This is a genomic window from Pseudomonas sp. RW3S2, from assembly GCF_014268955.1.
Taxonomy (GTDB): Bacteria; Pseudomonadota; Gammaproteobacteria; order Pseudomonadales; family Pseudomonadaceae; genus Aquipseudomonas; species Aquipseudomonas wayambapalatensis.
The window spans coordinates 139618-153250 of the sequence record NZ_JABWRM010000007.1 but is presented as its reverse complement, the minus strand read 5'-3'; the positions used below and the strand labels follow the sequence as shown (position 1 = coordinate 153250).

The 13633-nt window shown below is 61.6% G+C and carries 14 protein-coding genes; 2 read left to right on the top strand and 12 right to left on the bottom strand.

Translation table 11 applies throughout. The features are described 5' to 3' along the window. Positions 1-43: 43 nt before the first annotated feature. The 8 genes from HU748_RS12290 to HU748_RS12255 all read right to left on the bottom strand — a co-directional run bounded on the left by HU748_RS12290 (position 44) and on the right by HU748_RS12255 (position 7448). Positions 44-1255, bottom strand: coding sequence for an RES family NAD+ phosphorylase (locus HU748_RS12290; RefSeq protein WP_186720533.1), 1212 nt, complete (start codon positions 1253-1255; stop codon positions 44-46). Positions 1256-1298: 43 nt separating this feature from the next. Next, the gene (locus HU748_RS12285) at positions 1299-1952 is read right to left on the bottom strand and encodes a hypothetical protein (protein ID WP_186720531.1); all 654 of its coding nucleotides are present in this window, start codon (positions 1950-1952) and stop codon (positions 1299-1301) included. Positions 1953-1963: 11 nt separating this feature from the next. After that, on the bottom strand, positions 1964-2962 hold the full coding sequence (locus HU748_RS12280; RefSeq protein ID WP_186720528.1) for an RES domain-containing protein: 999 nt from the start codon (positions 2960-2962) through the stop codon (positions 1964-1966). Positions 2963-3005: 43 nt separating this feature from the next. After that, on the bottom strand, positions 3006-3461 hold the full coding sequence (locus HU748_RS12275) for a GNAT family N-acetyltransferase (RefSeq protein WP_186720526.1): 456 nt from the start codon (positions 3459-3461) through the stop codon (positions 3006-3008). Positions 3462-3530: 69 nt separating this feature from the next. After that, entirely contained in the window at positions 3531-4805 is a 1275-nt protein-coding gene (locus tag HU748_RS12270; RefSeq protein ID WP_186707752.1) for a PD-(D/E)XK nuclease family protein, read from the bottom strand. Between the two features lie 42 nt (positions 4806-4847). After that, positions 4848-5450: a hypothetical protein gene (locus HU748_RS12265; RefSeq protein WP_186707750.1), complete on the bottom strand. Its 603-nt coding sequence runs from the start codon at positions 5448-5450 to the stop codon at positions 4848-4850. A gap of 541 nt (positions 5451-5991) precedes the next feature. Further along, the gene (locus HU748_RS12260; protein WP_186720524.1) at positions 5992-6969 is read right to left on the bottom strand and encodes a D-2-hydroxyacid dehydrogenase family protein; all 978 of its coding nucleotides are present in this window, start codon (positions 6967-6969) and stop codon (positions 5992-5994) included. Positions 6970-7040: 71 nt separating this feature from the next. Further along, the gene (locus HU748_RS12255; protein WP_186720522.1) at positions 7041-7448 is read right to left on the bottom strand and encodes an ACT domain-containing protein; all 408 of its coding nucleotides are present in this window, start codon (positions 7446-7448) and stop codon (positions 7041-7043) included. Positions 7449-7628: 180 nt separating this feature from the next. Here HU748_RS12255 and HU748_RS12250 point away from each other — a divergent pair, with 180 nt between their 5' ends. Then, positions 7629-8084: a VOC family protein gene (locus HU748_RS12250; protein ID WP_186707746.1), complete on the top strand. Its 456-nt coding sequence runs from the start codon at positions 7629-7631 to the stop codon at positions 8082-8084. A 21-nt stretch (positions 8085-8105) separates the two neighbouring features. Here HU748_RS12250 and HU748_RS12245 read toward each other — a convergent pair whose 3' ends face one another. After that, entirely contained in the window at positions 8106-8993 is an 888-nt protein-coding gene (locus HU748_RS12245) for an NAD(P)/FAD-dependent oxidoreductase (protein WP_186664116.1), read from the bottom strand. Positions 8994-9114: 121 nt separating this feature from the next. Here HU748_RS12245 and HU748_RS12240 point away from each other — a divergent pair, with 121 nt between their 5' ends. Beyond that, positions 9115-9561, top strand: a complete 447-nt coding sequence (locus HU748_RS12240) for an Rrf2 family transcriptional regulator (RefSeq protein ID WP_186664118.1) — start codon at positions 9115-9117, stop codon at positions 9559-9561. Between the two features lie 34 nt (positions 9562-9595). Here HU748_RS12240 and HU748_RS12235 read toward each other — a convergent pair whose 3' ends face one another. The 3 genes from HU748_RS12235 to dctA all read right to left on the bottom strand — a co-directional run bounded on the left by HU748_RS12235 (position 9596) and on the right by dctA (position 13626). Then, positions 9596-10849: an OprD family porin gene (locus HU748_RS12235; RefSeq protein WP_186707743.1), complete on the bottom strand. Its 1254-nt coding sequence runs from the start codon at positions 10847-10849 to the stop codon at positions 9596-9598. 60 nt (positions 10850-10909) lie between these two features. Further along, complete coding sequence (locus HU748_RS12230) at positions 10910-12214, bottom strand: citrate:proton symporter (protein WP_186664122.1); 1305 nt, start codon at positions 12212-12214, stop codon at positions 10910-10912. Between the two features lie 95 nt (positions 12215-12309). Further along, entirely contained in the window at positions 12310-13626 is a 1317-nt protein-coding gene (gene dctA / locus HU748_RS12225) for a C4-dicarboxylate transporter DctA (protein ID WP_186720520.1), read from the bottom strand. Between the last annotated feature and the right edge of the window lie 7 nt (positions 13627-13633).

The following is a 13633-nucleotide window of genomic DNA, read 5'->3' as shown; positions in this document are numbered from 1 at the left end:
TGCAACCAGGGCAGGGCCGGACGTTCGTGCGGACTGGCCTGGATTATTTCCCACGTCTGGTAAGGCCATGCAGAAGTGTGGCGAAGGGTGTTTCCTCGTTTTTATCGTACTCATGCTCCAGGTGGTGCTTCTCCAGAATCGGCATCTTCTTGATCGTGTATTCGACGGCCGCAACTTCATGCACGTCCGCGCTGTCGTCCACCCGTTCGAACGCGCCCGGCGTGAAGCAGGTCAGGTTTTCCCCCTTGGACACAGTGCTTGGAAACAGAATGCCGTCGTACCCCTGTGTTCGGATGACGTCGGCAAAAAGCTGGGTCACGCTGTAGAGGTAGCGGTGCTCGGGTTGCACCGGCACGTTCAATACCGCGGCGATGGAGAGGATATCCCTGAGTCGCTCGAGCCGTTCGTCACTCAGAAAGTTTCTGATATCGAAGTTTGAGAAGTCGGCGACCTCCAGGGGACGCGTCGAGCGGAACTTCGAGGTCGAGATCAGGTGCCCCGGATGAGGGCGTATCTCCGCCACGGCAGTCAGTACATCGGAGGCCAGGTACAGGATGGAGACCCGGGCGCGGTTGAACCCGCCTTCGGTTGCAAGGTGCAGCGGGGGCGCGCCGATTTTCGCCTCAGCGTAGGGTTGGTAGACGAAGCCATTGTCGGTAGGTGAAAGGCTGGCCAGTTCCGTCAAGCGTGACTGGACACCTACCCGTGCGCGATAGAATTCACTCCCGCATGTCAGCTTGCGGCTGATGTCGCCGCGCAGGCTCTCCAGTAGCCTGGCGACATCCGACTCCACTTCAAAGTGATTGTTCTCCAGTGCGCGCTTGACCAGCAAGCGCACCCGATCGCTGTCGTAATCGCGTAGGCCCCACAGCACATTTCCATCGTAGTAACCGCCCCCCAGCGAGATGTCTTCGCCGGATTCGGGGTACCAGCCGTAATCTTCCACCGGGAGCCAGATTTCGTCGGGAATGTAATCGCTGTAGCGCTTGGAGAGATTGAAGATGGTGTCATCCCTGGCCATCAATGCTTGCAGGCTGTCGCCACCGATGTGGTGGTTGTAGTCCCACTCTGAATAGTTGAGGCGCACGAGTGCACGCAGGATGCGCGTGATCCTGTAGTCCTCGACGCTGAGCCCTTTGCCATTGCTGCTTTTGCACGTGGGGCAATGCCTCAGGCGCTTGCCGCGCTCCTGCAGTTCTGCACGAAGGCTCGGGTCGCTGACGCAGAATTCGCAGATGAAAGATCGGTATGGCATGTGCCTCTCCAGCAGCCCACCCATCCGTGGGCATGTCGGTGTTCTAGGCTTCGGTGGTCGCTTTGTGTTCGTTCTTTCGTGGTTCTGCGGGTGTCTGCTTGCGCAGATTGTGCAGGACGACTTCCTTGAACCGTGATGAGAGCCGGCTCAGTCGGTTATGCATGATGCTGGAGTACATGAAGGTGATCGCACAGACCAGGAAGATGACCAACTTGTGCTGCTGCGGGGCATAAAACAACGCAGTGAGCCCCCCGGTAAAGGCATTGAACGCCACCCCTCGGGCAATGCGATCCCTGCTGACGTAGGTTTCCATCGCCCTGACAGCGTCTGGGGCGGAGCGGGAAATGATCTCAGCGGTTTTTCCGTAGGGCTGCTGCTTGGGGCTACCCACGAGGCGTTGCCACAGCGACAGCACGCGGTCGCGCAGGCCCGAAAAGCGATTCAGCCGCGTATCGATCCACTCGTCCACCTGGGCGCCCCTTCTTATCAGGTACGAGGAGGTTGCATCGACGTAGATCCCCAGCACGTAGACGATCGGCAGGTAGATCAGAACGATGATCTCCTTGTAGTCCTTGAGCGTGCTCCAGGGAACCTCGGCAAAATAAGCGGGGTAATGTTCTCGGAGGATGGCGAGCATCCAGGCCGACGCGGCAATGCCGGAAATCAGGTATTCGATAAGCGCTACTGCGAACTGCATGGTGCCCTCGGTCAGGCTCGGGTGGGGGGGAGGGGTGGGGTGGCCGCGATGTGCAGGATTCTCCCGTCGGGATGATCCGGGTTTAGCCAACAGCCGTCATGCTGTAGCCATTTGCTGGGGGTGAGGTCGACATCCTCGTATTGATTGAGCTGGATGCGCTTTTGGGTTTGCTTGCGCAATTGACGGACGTGCTTCATGGCCTGAGCGTGTGCAGCGACGAAGCCGGACTCGTTACCGTGATATTTGACCACGACGAGCCGTTTTCTCCCATCGGCTGGTGCCGTGAACTGTCTGAAGTAGCGTGGACGGTAGCGTTCGTCGCACTGTGCAAGCCAACCGACCACAAGGCGAGCAGCAGGCATCGCGCTCTCTGAAACCACCAGATTGGTGATCGAGTCAATGTTGTCCCAGTCGTTATCGCTGGAGGCTTTCTTGACCTTCACCGAGTCGTAGGCAATGCCATGGTGGCTATCAAAGTCAAGATAACGCTTGGCCGTGTCGTTGATGACGGCATAAAAGCCCTTGTCATTGCTTTTGAACAGGTCACTGAGCAGCTTTGCAAAATGACCGCTGTCGGGGTCGGCGTAGACGAAGTGGGTATCGTTCTGCAGCGTGAAATAGCTGAACAGGAAGTAATCGCCTGGCTCGATTCCGCATTCCTTCAAGGCCACATAAGGATGGTCCGCCAGGTACAGCTTGCGCTCGCCCTGGTCATTGAAGCGACCCATGCGAGTCTTTGCGGCCGGCGGGAAGAATTCACCGATATCGACCGTCCCACTCATGAAGGTATGTACACGTGCAGCCTTGATCCTGCGCACCCTTGAAAATACCGAGCCCTTGCAGTAAGTGCGAGAATCAAGAGGTACAGCACCCAGGCTGTAGGCGAACGGGTTCGATTGAGGCAACAGGTATTGGCGGATAGCTTCGCGGTAGCCTTGTACCCCGAAGATGGGATTGTAAGTATCGAAGCTTACAGTCAGCGGCGGAATGAATCGAAGCTGGAAGTTCATGCGTAGGGCCTTGGGACGTCCTTGCAGATATTGACCGAGGCACTCAGCGCGTTAGGCCAAGTTTTTTCTCGAAGTACACTCGGTTGAAGCCGTCGTCGCTGCGCCGTGCGATCTCGACATAGCCGAGCCTGGGGTAGAGGCCGAGGTTCTCGGTCATTCGCTCGTTGGTATAGAGCTGCACTGCATTCAGCCCGAGCTGGCGTGCGTGGCTTTCGCACAGGGTGATCAGCGCCTTGCCGACACCCCGTCCGCTGGCACTGGGCAGCACGGCCACGTTTTCCAGCAGCATGTGGTTGTCGTGGGGGTAGAACACGATGAAGCCCTGCAGGCTGGCCTGCTCGTCCAGGGCCACGTGGACCCAGCCCGCCGCGATCTGGCTGGCGTAGTCGGCCAGTAATGGGGCGGGCTTACGGCCCATCAAAGGGACGTAGCGGGCATAAGCCTGTTCGGCGCAGGCCTGGATGGCGGGTTGGTCGGCGGGGGTGGCGGGCCGAATCATCGTGCGCTCTCCTGGGGGCGGATGCGGGCTGAACCCGCGGGCGCGATCAGACGCCCGCAGGCTTGCAACCTAGTGAAGATCCTTGAGCAAGGCAACCAGGCTGCGCATGTGCTCGACAGCTTCGGTTGCTGCCTTGGCCGGCGGCAGGCTTTCGCTGCGACGGATAGTGAAATAGCCGTCGTCCTGTGACGTTTTGCGAATGCCGCGCCGTGCCCGTTCGGCGTTGGCGATTTCGATCAGTGGCTCACGGTACTGCGCGTGCACGGAGTTGAGGTAGATGTAGGAGTTGATACGGAAGTGGTCGCCTTCCTGGCGGATCAGGAGCGCCGCCGCAAACAGTGTGCCCAGATCCGGGTCAAGGAAGCGTTCGAACTCTTCCAGGCTGAAGTAGGTGATGACCCGACGAGGATCGGTGGTGAGGCCGTCGAAAGCTTCGTTCAGCGCTCTGTGGAACCGAGCGAACTTGCGTTCCTTCAGGCACCTGTCCCACACCTGCGGTCTACGCGCATAGAGCTGGAACAAGCGCACATTGGCCTTTGCATCATTGCCCGTCGGCCCGTTGACCAGTGCTGCCAGATCCTTGGCGCGCGAACTCGGCGCATTGGGGGTGAGGATCTTGTGCAGGGCGTCGAGTGCCTCCTGATGCTTGCTTGCCACCGTGGTGACCAGCTTGCCCAGGCCGTCGCCTTCGGCGATCTCCTCTTCTTCCTGGATGGCCTTGCGAAACTGCGCCAGGGTGGATTTCACGTGAGGCGCGGTCCACTGCAGTTGTTCGATCTGGGTGAGGAACTCGGTCAGCCAGGTGTACCCAACCGGAATCCACTGGTCGTGCTCCGGGTCGTTCTCGTGGCCGTCGAGGAAGATATGGATGCCGCGATAGTTCGGGTAGAGACTGGTCAGAGCTTCGTAGTAGGTCTTGGTCTGGTCTTCCCCCTCGTGATGACCAAACTTGTTTTCGATGGCGATGTAAATCTTGGCCGCCGGGTCCAGCGCGAGTACGTCGATATAGCGCTTCTGGTTGCGCAGGCCCAGTTCGGCCTCCGTCATCACCATGAGCGAGGAGAAGGCCAGGGTCTGTACGTTCGAGGCGGCCAGGAAGCGGCGGTCATTGAGGCTCAGGTTTTCGATATGGCCGGATTGTCCTGCCCGGGTCAGCAGCGACTTGATCGCCTGGTCACCCAGCCCGTGCCCCTGGGTCGGATCGATCAGCCAGGCGAGGAAGCGGGATACGTTCACTTCCTTGGGGAAGCAGATCTGAAGAGCGTCGCTGTGGGTCGACAGCGCGAGCATCCGTTGCACATCCGGGTCGCCGTACAGGGCGTCCACCAGAGATTCCAAAGTCATACGAGTCCTGCAATGAAGGTGGGAGGTTGGGAGGGTTTACGATCAGCAGGCCTCGATCGGGCTGCGCTGTTGCTTGAGGAAGTCCAGGCAGTTCTTGCCTGCCTGCACGTCGATGTCACCGCGTTCGATATCAACGCACACGTGGTAGACGAACGGCTCATGTTTGGCGGCATAGCGCGCAGGGCGGGCGTCGGCATTGAACATCAGGATGCGATAGCGTGCGGGTGTCGACGCCTTGCGCAGTTTCTGCAGCGCAGTGGCTTTCTTGCCCTGGAAGAAGGATGGCGCCACATTGAAGGCCTCACCGATCAACGTCTCGGTCGGGGAACTGGCACGAATGTCATAGCCGTTCTTGTCCTCATTGCCAAATTCAACGGTGTATTCGGTGAACGGGAAAGTGGCTTCGCGCAGAAGGCCGGCGACGCCATTGAGAATGACCAGATCGGACATGATCCTGTTGGCCGCTTCGAACAGCGTGACGTCGGGGTAGGGGCCTGTACCGACCTTTACCCGCTTTATCGAAGTCAGCAACTGCACGCCGCTTTGGCCCTGTATCGAGGCGCCGATGCAAGCGAGGCTGTTTTCGAACTCCTGCTTGATCGCTTGGATGTTGGCGGCGTTGAGTGTTCTGACCGGTTGTTGCATCGGCGGGTCCTGTATCCGATTGTGGAGAGCTGAATCAGGTGGTAGAGGCATTGTGCCACTAATTCTGTGTGGCGTGCCATTTGGGCAGTTGCGCTGCCAGGACCTACAGCTGCATCGATGATTGCGTGATACGTATCGCGGTACGTTATCTGGCTCGTGGGAGCGCTGGTTTGCGGCTGCGACTTGCCCGCGAAGCAGACACCGCGGTGTACTTTTCGCGGGCGAGCCCGCTCCCACAAGGTGGCAGCTGTTCACGGGGTGGAAAGCCGGGTACACGGAAAACCCCGGTAGGTCCGAAGACCTCCCGCGCACAGCTGCCATAAAGGGCTGCCGCTTTCCAAGTATCCGGGTTTCCACACCCGGTCGCTGAACACCAGCGACCGGGGAAGCCTATTGGCCAGGCTTCCCCAGGACAATCAGACGGGAGTCGACAGGTTGCGTAGGGTATTTCTCTGTGGTCATGGCTCTCTGTCGGACGTGGAGTAGTCCGCTGTAGGAATTAGCTCTTTATCGCGGCGCTTGCGGCAAGTCCAGGCTGTGCTCAGCGACCACGCCCCAGCGCATCCGGATTGGCCACATTCATCGGCGCACCCTCGAAAAACGCCCGCACATTGTCGAAAGCATCACCGAAGTACAGCTCGTAGCCCGCCTTCTCCACATACCCCAGGTGCGGCGTGCACAGCACGCGCGGGTGCTGGAGCAAGGGGTGGGCAGGGTCGAGCAGCGGTTCGTTCTCGTACACATCCAGGGCAGCGAAGCCCGGGCGTCCATTGTCCAGCGCCGCGAGCAGGGCACCCGGGGCGATCAGCTCGGCGCGGCTGACGTTCACCAGCAAGGCGTCGGGCTTCATGCGTGCCAGGTCATCGCCGGTCACGAGGTGGCGAGTGCTGTCGGACAGGCGCAGGTTGAGGCTGACAATGTCGGCGTCGGCAAAGAACGCCTCGCGCGAGGCTGCAGCCCGGTGGCCATCGGCCTGGGCAGCCGCGCGGCTGCTCTCGCTGCCCCAAACCAGCACCGGCATGTCGAAGGCCTGGGCGTAGCGCGCCAGGCGTTGGCCGATCTTGCCGTATCCCCAGATCCCCAAGGTCTGCCCCGCCAGGGCCTGGCCCAGGTTGACCTGCCAGCGCCCTTGCCTGAAGGCATCGATCGCCGGCACCAATTGACGGCGAGCGTTGAGGACCAGCGTCCATGCCAGCTCCGCCGGCGCCACCGGCGAGCCGCGGCCTTCGGTCACGACAACGCCACGGGCGGTGCAGGCTGCAAGGTCCAGATGGCTGGATACCTTGCCGGTCTGGCTGATCAGCTTGAGCTTGGGCAACCGGTCGAGCAGCGCCGCGTCGATGCGCGTGCGCTCGCGGGTGAGCACCAGCGCGTCGGCATCGGCAAAGCGCTCAACGAGCTGGTCCTCGATGGCCGGTTGCAGTTGGTGGAGCACAGTGACCTGGTGGTTGCCCAGGCGGGCGAAGCAGTCGAGCGTGCGGATCACATTCTGGTAGTCGTCGGGGATGACAATGTGCATGTGCGGCGGTCCGAGCGGGTCTGGGGGAGGTCAGACGATAGCCGAATTCGCCAGCGGTGCACGAGCCCTCTTCAGTGTGTATCGCCACCGCGCGACAGCGCCTGGAGTACGGCCATCGCCCGTGCGGCTTCGCTGCTGGCGACAAAGATATGGTCGTGATAATAGGCGGCGATCACGTTGCAACTGATGCCCGCTTCTCCAAGTGCGCTGGCGAACGCGGCAGTGAGGCCGACGGCATCGAGCGCGGAGTGGATGGTCAGGGTGATCCAGGCCGCGACGAAGCTGTACTCCAGGCCCAGGGCATCGGCGCGTGAACGTTCGAGGATCGCGGTCAGACCCTCCTGCTCGCGGAAGCTGCCGAGCACTTCGCTGCCCTGCAAAGCTGCGCTGTCGGCCACGGTGCAGAATACGTATTCGCCGGGGTTGAGTTTGGGGCTCATGCCGCGCAGCAGCGCGGTGATGGATTTTTCGCCTGACATGGGGAGCTCTGCGTCTGAAAAGTTCGCCAGTGTGCCTTGCCGGTACTGATCAGTAGAGCGAATGTTGCTGATGGCCGATTAGCCTGGCTTATGTAAACAACGATGGACGCAGGCTTGAGGCCCGTGGAAGATTGATTCCCCTTTCCCGCCAGACTGTTCCCCCGCAAAGCGAGTGAAGCAATGGATCTGAAATTCAGTCATGTCGATGTACTGGTCAGCGACCTCGAGGGCGCGTGTGCGTATTACGCACGGGTACTCGGTGCGCGGATCTCGAAAACCCAGGTCTGGGAGCGCGGCGGTCTGCATGTGCGCTACGCCGTGGTGCTGATGGGGGCGGAGCGTTTCATGCTGGTCCAGCCGCTGGCAGGCAATCTCAAGACGCTGCTCGAGACCCAGGGGGAGGGCACCATCTACCGCCATTGCTACTCGACCCCGGACATCGAGGTGGTGTACGACCAGCTGATGGCGCAAGGTGTTCAGCCCGAGGACGAAAATGGCAACCCGCTGGCCCGGAATGACCTGCAAGCGCCGGGAGGCGGGCGGATCATCTGGCTGCCCAAGCAGTTCGGGCACTTTTCGATCGAGATCCTCGAGGCCGAGGGGCTGGAGCGCTTTATCGAAGAGGTGTTTGCCTGACCCGGCATCGACCTCGATCGGTCAACGGAAGATCAGCGACTGATGCGCTGCACCGCCAGTGCGGGCACCATCACCCACCGCAATTGCCACGTTCCCTGCGGCCACTGCCGCATCGCCGCAGGCGAACACACCTGACACGTTGGTTTCGCGCAAGGCATCGACCTTGATGAAGTCGCCGGTCGGCCCAGCCTCCAGGGCACAACCCAACTGCTGCGCCAGCGGGCTGGCGATACGCGTGCGTGGCTGAGTGAACAGGCCCGCCAGGGCTATCACCCGGCCGCTGGCCAAGGTCACCTCGGCGTGCTCGCCGCCCACCGATATCACCGCTTCGCGCTCGACCACCACGCCGCGCTTGTCGAGCATCGCCTGCTGCTCGGCATCGGGCTCGAAGATCTGATTGAGGAACAAGGTGGTCGGCCCCCAGTCGGGGACCAGCAATGCGTGGTGCATGGCCAAGGGTGAGGCGGCCAGAACGCCGATCGCCGCACCTCCCATTTCATACCCATGACAGTACGGGCAATGCACCACGCTGCGGCCCCAGCGCTCCTGCAGACCGGGGACATCCGGCAGTTCATCGACCACACCGGTGGCCAGTATCAACCGTGCGCCGGTGAAGGTCTGGCCATCGGCGCAGGTGACCGCGAAGCCTTGGTCAGCCTTGCTGGCCTCGACGGCTGCCTGTGCAAGCCACTCGACACTCGGGTAGGCAAGCAACTGCTCGCGTGCCTGACGAGCGATAAGGGCGGGGTCGGTGCCATCTTGAGCGAGGAAGCCGTGGGCGTTGCGGGCGAAGCGGTTGCGCCGCTGCCCGGCATCGATCACCAGCACCTTGCGCCGTGCCCGCGCCAGTTGCAGGCCGGCCGAGATACCGGCGTAGCTGCCGCCAACGATGATCACATCGAATTGCATGGGAGGTTCTCCGGGAAAGTCTCGATACAACGTAAGTTACGTAAATGAGCGCGTCAAGTGTCTCGTAACCTTTGTTGTGTCGGGCGATACTGCGCGCACCTTCCTCGACGATTGCCCTCCCATGAGAAACGACACCCGCCTGTCCCGCATGCTCCACGTGCTGATTCACATGGCGCGGCACGAACAGCCTGCAACGTCCGAAACCCTTGCGCAGATGCTTGGCACCAACCCGGTGGTGGTGCGGCGCACCATGGGGCTTTTGAAAAAGCAGGGCTATGTGCAGTCCGAAAAGGGCCACCGCGGCGGTTGGACATTGGCCCGCCCGCTGGAACAGATCACCCTGCTGGACATCCATCAAGCACTGGGGGCTTCGACGTTGTTCGCCATTGGCCTTGCGACCGATCACCCGCAATGCCTGGTCGAGCAGGCAGTGAACGCCGCGCTGACCGACGCCTTCAATGCAGCCCAGGTGCTGCTGCTCGAGCGCCTGGGGAGCGTGACCCTGGCGCAGTTGGCAGAAGATTTCGAACGGCGTTACCAGGGCTGTGTGCCCTCGGCCGAGGCGTGATTTGCCGGTATCGATCGATACCGGCACAGGTCGGTCACCAAAGCACGATATCGTAGGTCAGGTAGAGCCGATTGCTATCGCGGCCACGGGCGAAATCCGAGCGGTACACGTAGTTGCGCAGCTTGGCGCCCAAGCCCTTGAGCGGTCCGGATTGCACAACGTAGGCCAGTTCCGCGTCGCGTTCCCATTCGCGCAACCCGTCTTCGCCTGAGCGGTGGTTGTCGCCACTGAGGTAGCGGGTCATGAAGGTCAGTCCGGGAACCCCTGCGGCAGCGAAGTTGTAGGCATAGCTGGCCATCCAGGTCTTTTCGTCTTCCTCGATGAATTTTCCGATACCGACGTTGCTGAACGAATACACGGTCGCGCCGCTGATGTAGGGCAGGCCGGCGTCGCCGCGCAGCACCTGGTAGCCGGTGCCGAAGGCATGGCCGCTGTGGCTGTAGGTCAGTTGCCCGCTGAGCATGTGGTTGTCGATGCGTCCGGCCTGGGCCGCGCCGTCGTCGCGGCTCCTGAAATAGCGCAGGTCGCTGGCAAGCGTGCCCCCGCCCAGCGGCAGGTCATGTTGAATGCCGGCGAAGTCCTGGCGGTAGAAGTCGCTCAACTCGCCGTGGAAGTAACTCAGGCGCAATTGCTTGCTGACCGCGTAGTCGGCGCCGCCGTAGCTGAAATCGCCGGATTCGCGACCGCTGTAGCCGTCCAGAAACAGCCCGGTGCTGTTCGATGAGTCGCGTAGCTTGAAGCGATCCAGATGTCCGAATGTGAGGGTGAGGTTGTCGAGGTCGTTGCTGACCAGTTGGCTGCCCTGGTAGGTCTGCGGCAGCAGGCGGGCGTCGTTGTAGACCAGCACGGGGGTCTTGGGCAGCAGTGTTCCGTGCTTGACGACTGTCTTGCCCAGGCGTGCCTTGGCAGTGACGCCGGCGCTGGCGAATTCTTCGGCGGCGTGGCCGTCGTCGTGCACCGGCAGCAGGCCTGTGCCACTGCGTCCACGACCAGAGTCCAGGCGTACGCCAAGCAGGCCCGACGCATCGATGCCAAGCCCCAGGACACCCGGGGTATAGCCGGATTGATAATCGAGCAGAAAGCCTTGGGCCCATTCCACTCGTTCGCTCTTGGCGTTGGCGGCAGCACGGCTGCTCATGCCGTGTTCGTCACGGAAATTCTCGTTGAAATAGACGTTGCGCAGTTGCAGCTTCAGTGTGCTGTCATCGATGAAACCGGCAGCGCCAGCAACTGGCATGCAGCCGCAGAGCAGGGCACAGCCGGCCCCTCGCAGAACGATTCGAGACATGATCGGTACTCTAATGTGGGTCGCACAGAGGGCGGGCGCCAGTTGGCGCCGCGCAGTGGTTCAGACGAAGAAGGACAGGGCGCCGGTGAGCAGCGCCAACGCGGTGATCACCAGCGAGGTCAGCACCGCCCATTTCACCGTGGCCTTCTGGAAGTCACCGATGTCGCGGTCGACCATGCCCACAAGCAGCAGGGTCGAGGCCACCAGCGGGCTCATCAGGTGCACCGGTTGGCCGAGCACCGAAGCCCGGGCAATCTCCACAGGATCGATGCCGTAGGCTGCCGCAGCGTTGGCCAGGATCGGCACCACGCCGAAGTAGTAGGCATCGTTGGAGAGCACGAAGGTCAGCGGCATGCTGGTCAGCGCCACCACCAGCGGGAACCAGTGGCTCCAGGCCTCTGGGATCCAGTCCACCAGCGTCTGGGCCAGCGCATCGACCATCTTGGTGCCGGAGAAGATGCCGGCGAAGATGCCTGCTGCGAACACCAGCAGCACCACGGTCATGGCGTTGCCGGAATGGGCGAGGATGCGTTCTTTCTGCACCTCGAGCTGCGGGTAGTTGATCATCAGTGCCGCGACGAAGCCGATCATGAACAGGATCGCAGCGTGCATCAGGCCCATGACCAGGGCACTCATCACGATGATCACCAGCACCAGGTTGACGTAGGCCAGGCGTGGGCGTTTGTGCGGGTTATCGCCGAGGATCTCCTTGATGTAGCAGTTGCCGCCCCCGGACTCCAGCGCCACGTTGCCGATGCGTCGGCGTTCGGCACGACCGAGCAGGAACGCGGTGAACACCACCCAGGCGGCACCTCCGATCACCGTCGGCAGCATCGGGATGAAGTACTCGGTCGCATCCAGGCCAAGCGCGGCGATGGCGCGGGTCGCCGGGCCACCCCAAGGGCTCATGCCGCTCATGATGCTCAGCGACAGCATGGAAATCGTGGCCAGAATCATCGGGTTCATGCCGATGCGCTTGTACAGCGGCAGCATCGCCGCACAGGTGATCATGTAGGTGGTGGTACCGTCGCCGTCGAGGGCCACCAGCAGTGACAGCAGCGCGGTGCCGATGGCGATCTTGATCGGGTCGCCATTGACCCGCTTGAGGATCTTGCGAATCAGCGGGTCGAACAGGCCGGCATCGATCATCAGGCCGAAGAACAGGATGGCGAACAGCAGCAGGGCGGCTGAAGGCGCAACCATCTTCAGGCCGTCGAGCATCATCTTGCCCAGGTCCGGGGCGAAGCCGCCGATGAGGGCAAAGACGATCGGCACCACAGTGAGCGCGACGATCGGGGACAGGCGTTTGCTCATGATCAGGTAGGTGAAGGTCACCACCATGACCAGGCCTAGGAGTGCAAGCATGGGTCGTTTCTCTTGTTTTTATTGTCGTCATGGTCGCCTGGCGCGCAGGCGTCCGCCAGCCCCCGCCCGAGGCGGGGGATCAAGTGAGGTGAATGTCAGTGAGTACGATGGGGTGGGGTTGCAGTCTGGGTAGGCTGCCAGGCCTGCTCGGCCGGGGTGTCGGCTTTGCCGTTGGCCAGGGTGCGCATGAGCGTTTCACGGTCGCAGGCGTTCTCCGACAACGAAATGACCACGGTGGCTACCGCATTGCTCGCCAGACTGGTGAGGGCCCGCGCCTCGGACATGAAGCGGTCGATACCGATCAGCAATGCAAGGCCGGCCAGCGGGATGTCGTGGATGACCGTAAGGGTCGAAGCCAAGGCGACGAAGCCGCTGCCGGTCACACCTGCAGCCCCTTTGGACGACAGCAGCATGATCGCCAGCATGGTCAGGATCTGGCCGAGGCTCAGGTCGATGTTGCAGGCCTGGGCGATGAACACCGCGGCCAGCGACAGGTAGATCGCGGTGCCGTCGAGGTTGAACGAGTAGCCGGTCGGTAGCACCAGGCCCACCACGCCTTTCTTGCAGCCAAGAGCCTGGAGCTTTTCCAGCATGCGTGGCAGCACCGGCTCTGTGGACGATGTCCCCAACACCACCAGGAACTCTTCGCGCAGGTAGCGCAGCAGCTTCCACAGGCTGAAGCCATGTGCCCGGCAGATGCCGCCCAGCACCACTATCACGAAGAAGGCGCAGGCAATGTACAAGGTGCCGATCAGCTTGGCCAAGGCGCCGAGTGAGGTGATCCCGTACTGGCCCACGGTGAAGGCCAGCGCGCCAAAGGCACCGATCGGGGCGAAGCGCATCAGGTAACCGAAGATGCGGAACACCATCTGCGAGGCTGACTCCAGCACCTCCAGCACCGGCCTTGCGGATTCGCCCATGGCTGAGAGGGCAAAACCGCAGAGCACGGCGATGAACAGCACCGGCAGCACTTCGCCTTTGTCGAAGGCACCGATGAAGGTCTCGGGGATGATATGCATGAAGAAGTCCACCACGCCCAGTTTGGCGGCGGAGGTGGTGTATTGGCTCAGGCCTGCAGTGCTGAGGGTCGCTGGGTCGATGTTCATGCCCACGCCTGGACGGAACATGTACACCGCGACCAGGCCGATGATCAGGCTGACCACGGTCAACACCAGGAACAGCAACAAGGTCTTGCTCATCAGCCGACCCAGCGAACGGCGGTCGGTCATGCCGGCGATGCCGGTGACGATGGTGCAGAACACCACGGGTGCGATCATCATCTTGATCAGCTTGATGAAGGCATCGCCCAGGGGCTTGAGCGCAACGGCCTGTTGCCCCCAGAAGTGTCCGACCACCACGCCTAGCAGGACGGCGCAGAGGATCTGAAAGTACAGCGATTTCATGAGTTTCATAAGGCAT

What these genes read in the sequence shown, in the direction of transcription:
- HU748_RS12265 (WP_186707750.1), bottom strand. Translation starts at nt 5,450, where the DNA reads ATGCAACAACCGGTCAGAACACTCAACGCCGCCAACATCCAAGCGATC.
- HU748_RS12230 (WP_186664122.1), bottom strand. Translation starts at nt 12,214, where the DNA reads ATGCTTGCACTCCTAGGCCTGGTCATGGTGGTGACCTTCACCTACCTG.
- HU748_RS12235 (WP_186707743.1), bottom strand. Translation starts at nt 10,849, where the DNA reads ATGTCTCGAATCGTTCTGCGAGGGGCCGGCTGTGCCCTGCTCTGCGGC.
- HU748_RS12260 (WP_186720524.1), bottom strand. Translation starts at nt 6,969, where the DNA reads ATGCACATTGTCATCCCCGACGACTACCAGAATGTGATCCGCACGCTC.
- HU748_RS12245 (WP_186664116.1), bottom strand. Translation starts at nt 8,993, where the DNA reads ATGCAATTCGATGTGATCATCGTTGGCGGCAGCTACGCCGGTATCTCG.
- dctA (WP_186720520.1), bottom strand. Translation starts at nt 13,626, where the DNA reads ATGAAACTCATGAAATCGCTGTACTTTCAGATCCTCTGCGCCGTCCTG.
- HU748_RS12255 (WP_186720522.1), bottom strand. Translation starts at nt 7,448, where the DNA reads ATGTCAGGCGAAAAATCCATCACCGCGCTGCTGCGCGGCATGAGCCCC.
- HU748_RS12290 (WP_186720533.1), bottom strand. Translation starts at nt 1,255, where the DNA reads ATGCCATACCGATCTTTCATCTGCGAATTCTGCGTCAGCGACCCGAGC.
- HU748_RS12270 (WP_186707752.1), bottom strand. Translation starts at nt 4,805, where the DNA reads ATGACTTTGGAATCTCTGGTGGACGCCCTGTACGGCGACCCGGATGTG.
- HU748_RS12240 (WP_186664118.1), top strand. Translation starts at nt 9,115, where the DNA reads ATGAGAAACGACACCCGCCTGTCCCGCATGCTCCACGTGCTGATTCAC.
- HU748_RS12275 (WP_186720526.1), bottom strand. Translation starts at nt 3,461, where the DNA reads ATGATTCGGCCCGCCACCCCCGCCGACCAACCCGCCATCCAGGCCTGC.
- HU748_RS12285 (WP_186720531.1), bottom strand. Translation starts at nt 1,952, where the DNA reads ATGCAGTTCGCAGTAGCGCTTATCGAATACCTGATTTCCGGCATTGCC.
- HU748_RS12250 (WP_186707746.1), top strand. Translation starts at nt 7,629, where the DNA reads ATGGATCTGAAATTCAGTCATGTCGATGTACTGGTCAGCGACCTCGAG.
- HU748_RS12280 (WP_186720528.1), bottom strand. Translation starts at nt 2,962, where the DNA reads ATGAACTTCCAGCTTCGATTCATTCCGCCGCTGACTGTAAGCTTCGAT.